The 8,862-nt window shown below is 67.2% G+C and carries 11 protein-coding genes; 9 read left to right on the top strand and 2 right to left on the bottom strand.

The window, feature by feature from the left end; translation table 11 throughout:
- Positions 1-61: 61 nt before the first annotated feature.
- Entirely contained in the window at positions 62-700 is a 639-nt protein-coding gene (gene queE, locus VHC04_RS09345) for a 7-carboxy-7-deazaguanine synthase (RefSeq protein WP_325680374.1), read from the top strand.
- Between the two features lie 97 nt (positions 701-797).
- Here queE and VHC04_RS09340 read toward each other — a convergent pair whose 3' ends face one another.
- Positions 798-1,784 carry a glycosyltransferase family 2 protein gene (locus tag VHC04_RS09340; RefSeq protein ID WP_325680372.1) on the bottom strand — a complete coding sequence of 329 codons (987 nt, stop codon included), beginning with the start codon at positions 1,782-1,784 and terminating at the stop codon, positions 798-800.
- 335 nt (positions 1,785-2,119) lie between these two features.
- On the opposite strand from VHC04_RS09340, the gene VHC04_RS09335 reads away from it, so the two are divergent.
- A complete protein-coding gene (locus tag VHC04_RS09335) occupies positions 2,120-3,751 on the top strand; it encodes a CTP synthase (protein WP_325680370.1) in 1,632 nt (543 codons plus the stop codon).
- 443 nt (positions 3,752-4,194) lie between these two features.
- Here the strand turns inward: VHC04_RS09335 and VHC04_RS09330 are convergent, their stop codons facing one another.
- A complete protein-coding gene (locus VHC04_RS09330) occupies positions 4,195-5,469 on the bottom strand; it encodes an MFS transporter (protein ID WP_325680368.1) in 1,275 nt (424 codons plus the stop codon).
- A gap of 296 nt (positions 5,470-5,765) precedes the next feature.
- On the opposite strand from VHC04_RS09330, the gene VHC04_RS09325 reads away from it, so the two are divergent.
- The 7 genes from VHC04_RS09325 to VHC04_RS09295 all read left to right on the top strand — a co-directional run.
- Entirely contained in the window at positions 5,766-6,323 is a 558-nt protein-coding gene (locus VHC04_RS09325; protein ID WP_325680367.1) for a helix-turn-helix domain-containing protein, read from the top strand.
- 166 nt (positions 6,324-6,489) lie between these two features.
- Entirely contained in the window at positions 6,490-6,813 is a 324-nt protein-coding gene (locus VHC04_RS09320) for an ArsR/SmtB family transcription factor (protein ID WP_325680365.1), read from the top strand.
- Positions 6,810-7,010, top strand: a complete 201-nt coding sequence (locus tag VHC04_RS09315) for a hypothetical protein (protein ID WP_325680363.1) — start codon at positions 6,810-6,812, stop codon at positions 7,008-7,010. Before VHC04_RS09320 ends, VHC04_RS09315 begins: the two co-directional genes overlap by 4 nt.
- Positions 7,007-7,474 (top strand): DUF1801 domain-containing protein, encoded by a 468-nt coding sequence (locus tag VHC04_RS09310; protein ID WP_325680361.1) that lies wholly within the window; start codon positions 7,007-7,009, stop codon positions 7,472-7,474. The genes VHC04_RS09315 and VHC04_RS09310 overlap by 4 nt, the downstream gene beginning before the upstream one ends.
- On the top strand, positions 7,471-7,896 hold the full coding sequence (locus VHC04_RS09305; protein ID WP_325680359.1) for an SRPBCC family protein: 426 nt from the start codon (positions 7,471-7,473) through the stop codon (positions 7,894-7,896). The genes VHC04_RS09310 and VHC04_RS09305 overlap by 4 nt, the downstream gene beginning before the upstream one ends.
- A gap of 278 nt (positions 7,897-8,174) precedes the next feature.
- Positions 8,175-8,360 (top strand): hypothetical protein, encoded by a 186-nt coding sequence (locus tag VHC04_RS09300; RefSeq protein WP_325680357.1) that lies wholly within the window; start codon positions 8,175-8,177, stop codon positions 8,358-8,360.
- Positions 8,361-8,651: 291 nt separating this feature from the next.
- A partial coding sequence (locus VHC04_RS09295; protein ID WP_325680356.1) for a transposase occupies positions 8,652-8,862 on the top strand: 211 nt, incomplete at its 3' end.

The raw sequence follows: 8,862 nt of genomic DNA, 5'->3' as shown, positions 1-8,862 counted from the left end.
ACGGTCGAGCCGGCTCGATGACCAGGATCTCGATGACCAGGACAAAGCGGCGGGCGGTGCGATGAGCTACGCGGTCAAGGAAATCTTCTACACGCTGCAGGGCGAGGGCGGACAAGCCGGGCGGCCGGCCGTGTTCTGCCGGTTTGCCGGCTGCAACCTGTGGTCGGGCCGCGACGCCGACCGGGACGCCGCGGTCTGCCGCTTCTGCGACACCGATTTCGTCGGCACCGATGGCACCGGCGGCGGCCGATTCGGCGATGCCGCGGCGCTGGCCGATGCCATTGCCGCGGCGTGGCCGGCGGCCAGGGGCGGCGTGCCGTTCGTCGTGTGCACCGGCGGCGAGCCGTTGCTGCAGCTGGACGACGCCCTGGTGGCGGCCCTGCACGCACGCGGCTTCCAGGTGGCGGTCGAGACCAACGGCACGGTGGCGCCCGCGCCGGCCGGGCTGGACTGGATCTGCGTCAGCCCGAAGGCCGGCGCGCCGTTGCGGCTGCTGCAGGGCAGCGAGCTGAAGCTGGTGGTGCCGCAACCCGGCATGGAGCTGGCGGCACTGGAACGCCTGTCGTTCGGCCGCTTCTCCCTGCAACCGATGGACGGGCCCGACCTGGCGGCGAACATCCAGCTGGCGATCGGCCTGTGCCTGCGCCACCCGGCCTGGCAGCTAAGCCTGCAGACGCACAAGGTGATCGGGATACGGTAGGGCGGGTCGGCTCGTCCGGCGCCCAAAGCATGATCGGGTCAGGCTGACCCTGTCGTGCTTTGGGCGCCAGCCGTGCTCCGAGCCGCGGCCTGCCGTTTCAGCCGGCCGGGTTCCGGTCGGCCCGGACGGAGTCCGGCGGCAGGTAGCGCTCGATCAGATAGAGCGGCCGAGCCTTGGATTCGTTGAAGATTCTGCCGAGATATTCGCCGATGACGCCGAGTGTCATCAGCTGCACGCCGCCCAGGAACAGGATGACGGTGATTAGGCTGGGATAGCCCGGCACCGGGTTGCTGAAGATCAGCGTGCGGATGACGATGACCGTGCCGTAGACGATGGCGAGCATCGCCACCAGCAGTCCCAGATAGGTGGCTATCTTCAGCGGCAGGACGGTGAAGCTGGTGATGCCCTCCAGCGCGAAATTCCACAGTTTCCAGTAATTCCAGCTGGAGCTGCCGGCGTGCCGCGGCGCGCGGTCGTACAGCACCGCCTTGCTGGGAAAGCCGATCCAGGCGAACAGGCCCTTCATGAAGCGATGGTGCTCCCGCAGGCGCAGCAGCGCGTCCACGGCGCGGCGGCTCATCAGGCGGAAATCACCGGTATCGCGCGGCATGGGCACGCCGCCGATCCGCTGCATCAGGCGGTAGAACCGGTCGGCCGTGGTCCGCTTCAGCCAGGTCTCGCCGGCGCGCTGGCGGCGCTGGGCGTAGACCGTGTCGTACCCCTCCCGGTAGACGGAGACCAGGTCGGGGATCACCTCCGGCGGGTCCTGCAAATCGGCGTCGATCACGATCACCGCGTCCCCGGTGGCGTGGTCCAGGCCGGCGGTCAGCGCGATCTCCTTGCCGAAATTGCGCGACAGATTGACGACGGCGACGCGCGGATCGTGAGCCCGCAGGGCGAGCAGGCGGGCCAGGGTGGCGTCCTTGCTGCCGTCGTTGACGTAAACGATCTCCCACCTGCCGCCGACCGTCTCGGCGACCGCCGTGGCGCGGCCGTGGAAGGCCGCGATCCCGGCTTCCTCGTTGTAGCAGGGGACGACCAGGGAGAAGTCGGGCCGGGCCGGGCCGTCGGGTGGTGGTGTCATGCAGGCCGCATATCGCGTCGCCATCGAATCGGCCAGATGTCTGATGCCCGCATCATGTGATGTCCAAAGGGCGATGCCCACAGGGGCGGTGCCCACAGGGGCGATGCCCAGCGAGGCGATGCCCAGAGAGGCGATGCCCAGAGAGGCGATGCCGGATCGTTTGATGCGAAGACGGCTTCTCAGGCGCCGGCGCAGCCACTAAAGAGGGGCGCCCCGGTCACGCCGCGGCCATGACCAGGACCGTCCGGCGTTCCGTCCACCGTCCGCCACCCGTTGGCTGCCATCCCGGAAAGGGGCTTCCACACCCCCGATTCGGCTTTCTATATTGAGTGTCCATGACGCGTTATGTGTTTATCACCGGCGGCGTGGTCTCCTCCCTCGGTAAAGGTATCGCTTCGGCCGCGCTGGGCGCGCTGCTGCAGGCCCGCGGCTATGCCGTGCGGCTGCGCAAGCTGGATCCGTATCTGAACGTGGACCCGGGAACCATGAGCCCGTACCAGCATGGTGAGGTCTTCGTCACCGATGACGGGGCCGAAACGGACCTCGACCTGGGCCATTATGAGCGCTTCACGGGCGTGCACGCGACGCAGCTCGACAACGCCACGACCGGGCGGATCTACCGCGACGTGATCGCCAAGGAGCGGCGGGGCGACTACCTGGGCGCCACCGTGCAGGTGATCCCGCATATCACGGACGCGATCAAGGACGTGATCCTGCGCGATACCGGCGGCCTGGATTTCGTGCTGGTGGAGATCGGCGGCACGGTCGGTGACATCGAAAGCCTGCCGTTCCTGGAGGCGATCCGCCAGCTGGGCAATGAGCTGGGGCCGGAAAACTGCATGTTCGTGCACCTGACGCTGGTGCCGTACATCCCGTCCGCCGGCGAACTGAAGACGAAGCCGACCCAGCACTCGGTGAAGGAACTGCTGAATGTCGGCATCCAGCCGCAGATGCTGCTATGCCGCTGCGACCGTCCGATCCCGCCGAATGAGCGGCGGAAGATCGCGCTGTTCTGCAATGTGCGGCCCGAGGCGGTGATCCCGGCGCTGGACGTGCCGACGATCTACGAGGTGCCGATCGCCTACCACGCCGAGGGCATGGACCGCGAGGTGCTGCGCCACTTCGCCCTGCCGTTCGATACGGAACCGGACCTGTCCCGCTGGCAGCGCATCCTGGACACGGTGCGCAATCCGGAAGGCGAGGTGCGCATCGCCGTCGTCGGCAAATATACGAACCTGCTGGACTCGTACAAGTCCCTGTCCGAGGCGCTGGCACATGGCGGCATCGCCAACCGCGTGAAGGTGCACCTGGACTGGGTGGACAGCGAGGTCTTCGACCAGCCGGATACGGTGCACCGGCTGGAAGGGGTGCACGGAATCCTGGTCCCGGGCGGCTTCGGGGAGCGCGGCACGCCCGGCAAGATCGAGGCGGTTCGTTTCGCGCGGGAGCGGCGCGTGCCGTTCTTCGGCATCTGTTTCGGCATGCAGATGGCGGTGATCGAGACCGCCCGCAATCTGGCCGGGCTGTCGGACGCGTCGTCCACCGAGTTCGGCCCCTGTGATACGCCGGTGGTGGGCCTGCTGACCGAATGGGCGCGCGGCAACCAGCTTGAGCAGCGGTCGGAGCATGACGACAAGGGCGGCACCATGCGCCTGGGCGCGTATCCCGCCGTGCTGGGGGAGGGCAGCCTGGTGCGCGCCATTTACGACGGCGCGGCGCAGGTGGAGGAACGCCATCGCCACCGCTATGAGGTCAACGTCAATTTCCGCACCTGCCTGGAGGCGACGGGCCTGCGCTTCTCCGGCCTGTCGCCGGACGGCGTGCTGCCCGAGATCATCGAGCTGCCCAACCATCCCTGGTTCGTTGGCGTGCAGTATCATCCCGAGTTGAAGTCGAAACCATTCGACCCGCACCCGCTGTTCGCGAGCTTCATCCGCGCGGCGGTTCAGCAGGCTCGGCTGGTATAGGGCAAGCCGCGCCGGGCCGCGCCAAGCCGATGGCCCATCGCCATCGTACTTTGGCAGATGTTCGGCACAACGTGGCAGATCGTCAAAAGACGGCAACCAGCCCGTTTGATATGAGGAGCTATCGACACACGCGGTGAGCCTGGTCGCCCGACATCTGGAAGCCAGCGGTATCCCCCCAGCGGAACCGGGTGCGGTGTCCTGACCGGGCTGCCCGCCGCGCCGGCGATGGTCATCGGCTCATTCTGGCTGTTCTGCCTGGCGACGCTGATCGGTGGCATTTACGCCGCCGTGGTGCTGTCGTTCCGCTTCGCCGCGGCCGACTGCGTGGCGCCCGAGCGGCGTCCGCGCATGGGAGGCGGCGGCGGATTGCGGACGATGGCGGTCCCGACCGGTGGCGCTGTAGCCGCGGTCCGGGCAAGCGGGCGGCCTCAGGCCTCGACAGGTCAGGCCTCGACAGGGCGGTTCCGGCTGCTGCCCCAGCGCGACCGCGGCAGCCGCAATACGAGGAACCCGAGCAGCGCCAGATTGGCGATGTTGAACAGGACCCCCGAACCGAAGGCCGGCGCGTAGTAGCCGAAATGATCGAACAGGCGCCCGGCGAACCAGCTGCCGAACGCCATGCCGCTCATGCCGGTGAACAGCACGAGGGGGATGCGCCAGGACGCCTCGGCGGCCGGGAAAAGATCGCGGATCGATACGACATAGGCGGGAATGATCCCGGAGAACCCGAAACCGTAGGCGGTGGCGACGGCGAACAACCCGGCTTCGTTCTGGGTCAGGAGAAAGGCGCCGATCGACAGGGCCTGCAGGGCGGAGCCGGCGAACACCGTCTTCAGGCCGCCGTGGCGGTCGGCAAAGGCGCCCCAGAACTGGCGGGCGACGAAGGCGCTGCCCAGCAGGACGGACAGCATCATCGCGCCGGTTGCGGCACCGAGCCCGATATCGCCGCAAAACGCCACGAGGTGGCCCTGCGGGATCGCCATCGGCACGCAACAGCAGAAGGCGGCGATGCACAGTATGGCCTGTACCATGTTCGGCCGCAGGCCCAGCACGGGCGAGCGGGCCGGGCGGCTTCCGCTGGCCTGCCGAGGCGCGGTATCCCCGGTGCCGGGAGTTGGCGGCAGGACCAGGGCCGCCAGCGGCACGGTCACCAGGACGATGACGCCCGCGAAGCCCAGGAAGGTGACACGCCAGCCAGCGCCGGCGATCAGCCGCTCGAACACCGCCGGCCATATCACGCCGGCGATGTACTGGCCTGACGAGATCAATGCGATGGCGGTGCCGCGCCGGCGGTCGAACCAGCGGCTGACATAGATCAGCAGCGGCGGGTAGACGGCGCCCATCCCCAGGAAGCCGACCAGGACACCCTGCCCGATATACAGGGTCCAGACATGTCCCAGCGATGACAGCGCGAGGCCGGCGGCGATCATGGCGATACCCGTCAGCACGCTGGTGCGCACGCCGATGCGGTCGGAAAGCCATCCCATCACGATGCCGCCCAGACCGGTGCCGATCCAGGTCGTTGCGCCGGCGAGCGCCATCGTTGAGCGGGGCACGCCCAGATCCAGCTCCATCGCTCGGAGTCCGACCACGACGAGCAGTGTCGAACCATAGGCCACGGACAGGATCGCCAGCGTCACGCCGGCCGCGATCCATGATGTCCGGCTTTCCACCGATGATGGTGGCACGGGACGGGACGCGACGGGATCAGCCGGCATCGCGGCTGCCACCATGCGAGCCGCCCGCATACCGCGTGCCGGGAGGCGCCGCGTTCCGGCGACAGGTCCGCGATCCGTGGCCGGCGGCGTGTGGCATCTGGTATCCTCCCGTCAAATTTCTACTATCGTAGAATCGGCGGCATTGCAATGGCAGGACGGAATGGTCGTTTCGCGGATGATGCCCTGGCACGGACGCTGCATGCGTCCGGCCACGCATGATGAATGGATGAGGATCGGGGGGTGAGCATCGAGCCGTGACCACGATTTCGGAACGCTCGTGTCAGGCGGGATCCGGCGTGGCCGGAGGCCAGCTGCCGCGCAACCTGCGCCGGCTGCGGCGGGAGCGCGGCATGACGCTGGAGGCGTTGTCCAGCCGGTCCACGGTCAGCCGGGCGATGATCTCCAAGATCGAGCGGGGCGCCGCGGTTCCGACCGCCACGACCCTGGGGAAACTGTCGGCCGCCCTGGAGGTCGGGCTGTCGCAACTGCTGGGTGATGCCCGCACGCGGGAGCCGACCTTGCTGCCGCGCGCCGCCCAGGCCGTCTACCGCGATCCGGCCACGGGCCTGGAGCGGCGGTCGCTGTCCCCGCTGTTTCCGGATCGCTCCGTGGATTTCGTGCTCAACACGCTTCCCGGCGGCGGGCATGTCGTGTTTCCCGGCCACAGCCTCGGGGTGGAGGAATATCTGTTCGTGCGCCGCGGCTGCCTGACGGTCGTGACCGGCGGGGAGCGCCATGTGGTGGACCAGGGGAATACGTTGTTCTACCCGGCGCATGTCGTGCACGAATTTCACAACGAGAATGAGGAAGAGGCGGAGTTCTTCATCGTCGTGGATGATACGCGGACGCGGTGATGCCGGCGCCGAAGGGGCTGCCACACGATGTGCGAGGTCCATGGAGCGGCGCTTTGGGGAGCGGCGCTTTGGGGGTGGTGCTTGCGGCCGGGCTGGGCGCGTCGCTTGACCAACCCATAGCCAACGGGTTATGCGTCATTCATATCCGCAAGGTTATGGATAGCAGATGCCGGACGCCCACGACGCGCTCTTTCGTGCCCTTGCCGACCCCACGCGGCGCGCGATCTTCGAGCAGCTCTGCCGCGAGGGAGAGAAGACGGTCGGCGCGCTGACCGAGCGGGCGAAGATTTCGCAACCCGCGGTCTCCAAGCATCTCGCGGCCTTGAAGCAGGTGGGACTGGTGCGGGATCGTCACGAAGGTCGGCGGACGCACTACAGCGCGCGGTTCAAGGCGCTGGCGCCGCTGGTCGACTGGACCAGTCGGATGGCCGGCTTCTGGGAAAGCAAATTCGATGACCTCGAAGACCTGCTGAAAAGGATGGACCAATGAATTTCTGGATTCGCCAGACGCATCGATGGCTTTCGCTGGTCTTCACCCTCACGGTGATCGCCAATTTCGTGGTCATGGGCATGGGGCACCAGCCGCCCGCCTGGATCGTCTATGCGCCCCTGCCGCCGCTGTTCGTGATGCTGCTGACCGGCCTGTACATGTTCGTGCTGCCCTATGCGGGGAGGCGCGTCGGATGAGAAAGAAGGAAGCCGCCGCTGCGGCATCGGGAGGCGAGGTGCCCGCCGCCCGGCCGCATGACGCGGCAGCCAAGCGGCATGACGATTGGCGCGGCGAGACACTCGCCAAGGTCCGTGCCCTGATTCGAGAGGCCGATCCCGCGATGATCGAGGATGTGAAGTGGCGCAAACCCTCGAACGGCATGCGGGGCGTTCCGGTGTGGGAACATGACGGCCTGATCTGCACCGGCGAGACCTATAAGGCAACCGTGAAGGTAACATTCGCGCGCGGCGCCGCGCTCGAGGATCCGTCGTGCCTATTCAACGCCAGCCTTGCAGGCGGCACGCGCCGCGCGATCGACATCCATGAGGGCGACAGGATCGATGAGGCGGCGTTCAGGGCGCTGATCCGTGCCGCGGTGGCGGAGAACAAGGAAGCCGCCACGCGGAAGAAGGCGCCGGCGAAGGCGAGGACAGGGCAATGACGGCCGGTGAAACCCGTTCCGTCGTTGTCGAACGCGATATCTCATATCCACCGGAGACGATCTGGCGCGCGCTCACCCAGCCGCACCTGATCGAGGCGTGGCTGATGAAGAACGACTTCGCGGCCACCGTTGGTCACCGCTTTCATCTGCGCGGTGAATGGGGAGGGATACTGGAGTGCGAGGTCCTCGCGGTCGAGCCGCCCAGGACCCTGTCCTACAGCTGGAACCACGTGCACGGCGACCCGGCCTTCAATCTGACCAGCGTGGTGACCTTCACGCTCACGCCAACGCGCACCGGCACGCATCTGCGCATGGAGCAAAAGGGCTTCCGCCCCGATCAGCGCCAGGCCCTTGGCGGGGCCAAGCGGGGTTGGCAGGGGTTTTTCAGCAATCTCGAGCGGGTTGCCTCGCGGCTCGACTGACGCCGGCACCGCGCGACGCTGACGCGGACCGATCCGGCGAGGGGGCTCAGGGCGGGGGCTCGCCATGGGAGGCTCAGGACGGGGGCTCGCGACGAATCAAGCGCCGCGCCGGACCATGTGGCTTTCCCAATCGGAATCCGCGCGCGTGGCTGTGACCCGGTCCGCCGGAACCGGGCTGCTCCGGCCTTGTTGGCCTTGTAGCTCAGTCGCCGATGCCAGGGGTGAGCCATAACGTCATCACACCCATGGGAGGGCGTGTGCGAGTGTGAGGTGTATGCGTGTCTACTCAAGACGAGCTGGAGGCACTGAAGGCCGAGTTGGACAGGGCGAGGCGCCACATCGCGACGATTGCCCCATCCGACGCAGCCTGGCCGAGGCTGCGAGACTACCTGCGTGAATTGAAGGCCCGGATTGCGAAGATCGACCCTGACTCATCGCATGACGGCGGCGATGACCTGCTGTAGCCGGCGGCGCATGGCCTGCCGCGCGATCTCGACGAGTTGGTCGGGGTCCGCCGGAATGACGGAAAGTGGCCCACATCCGCAAGGGCGACATCGGGCGTTTCCTGATCTTCGCCTCTGGACGTTGCCTGCATGTCGGGCGCAAGTTCATCGCAATATTGATGCAGTAGTTTAAATAGCTGGCGTACCGCGGCCTGATCTTCGTCAGTTAGGGCCTGTTCGCATTTCATCACTTGGCGAATCGGCGCACGTGCTGTCTTTCTGCGGCTTTCGCGGGGGTAGATGTTGCAAGTCTTGACTGATGCCCAGTGGGCCAAGTTCGAAGCCGCCATCGCCGCGGTGAAGTTGCGCGGGGCACGTCCCTGCAAGGAGGACCGTCGCACCATCGAGGCCATCATCTGGCGCCTCGACAACGGTGCCAAATGGCGCTCGATCCCGGCCGAACTCGGCGACTGGCACCATGCCTATCTGCGTTTCCGCCGCTGGGCGGTGGCTGGCGTGTGGG

Source organism: Rhodopila sp. (assembly GCF_035548095.1).
Lineage (GTDB): Bacteria > Pseudomonadota > Alphaproteobacteria > Acetobacterales > Acetobacteraceae > Rhodopila.
This window is presented reverse-complemented; position numbering and strand designations above follow the sequence as displayed.

Excerpts from the sequence above, each read along its gene's own strand:
- VHC04_RS09310 (WP_325680361.1), top strand. The coding sequence starts at position 7,007 with ATGAGAAAGAAGGAAGCCGCCGCTGCGGCATCGGGAGGCGAGGTGCCC.
- VHC04_RS09330 (WP_325680368.1), bottom strand. The coding sequence starts at position 5,469 with ATGCCGGCTGATCCCGTCGCGTCCCGTCCCGTGCCACCATCATCGGTG.
- VHC04_RS09305 (WP_325680359.1), top strand. The coding sequence starts at position 7,471 with ATGACGGCCGGTGAAACCCGTTCCGTCGTTGTCGAACGCGATATCTCA.
- queE (WP_325680374.1), top strand. The coding sequence starts at position 62 with ATGAGCTACGCGGTCAAGGAAATCTTCTACACGCTGCAGGGCGAGGGC.
- VHC04_RS09335 (WP_325680370.1), top strand. The coding sequence starts at position 2,120 with ATGACGCGTTATGTGTTTATCACCGGCGGCGTGGTCTCCTCCCTCGGT.
- VHC04_RS09340 (WP_325680372.1), bottom strand. The coding sequence starts at position 1,784 with ATGACACCACCACCCGACGGCCCGGCCCGGCCCGACTTCTCCCTGGTC.
- VHC04_RS09320 (WP_325680365.1), top strand. The coding sequence starts at position 6,490 with ATGCCGGACGCCCACGACGCGCTCTTTCGTGCCCTTGCCGACCCCACG.
- VHC04_RS09315 (WP_325680363.1), top strand. The coding sequence starts at position 6,810 with ATGAATTTCTGGATTCGCCAGACGCATCGATGGCTTTCGCTGGTCTTC.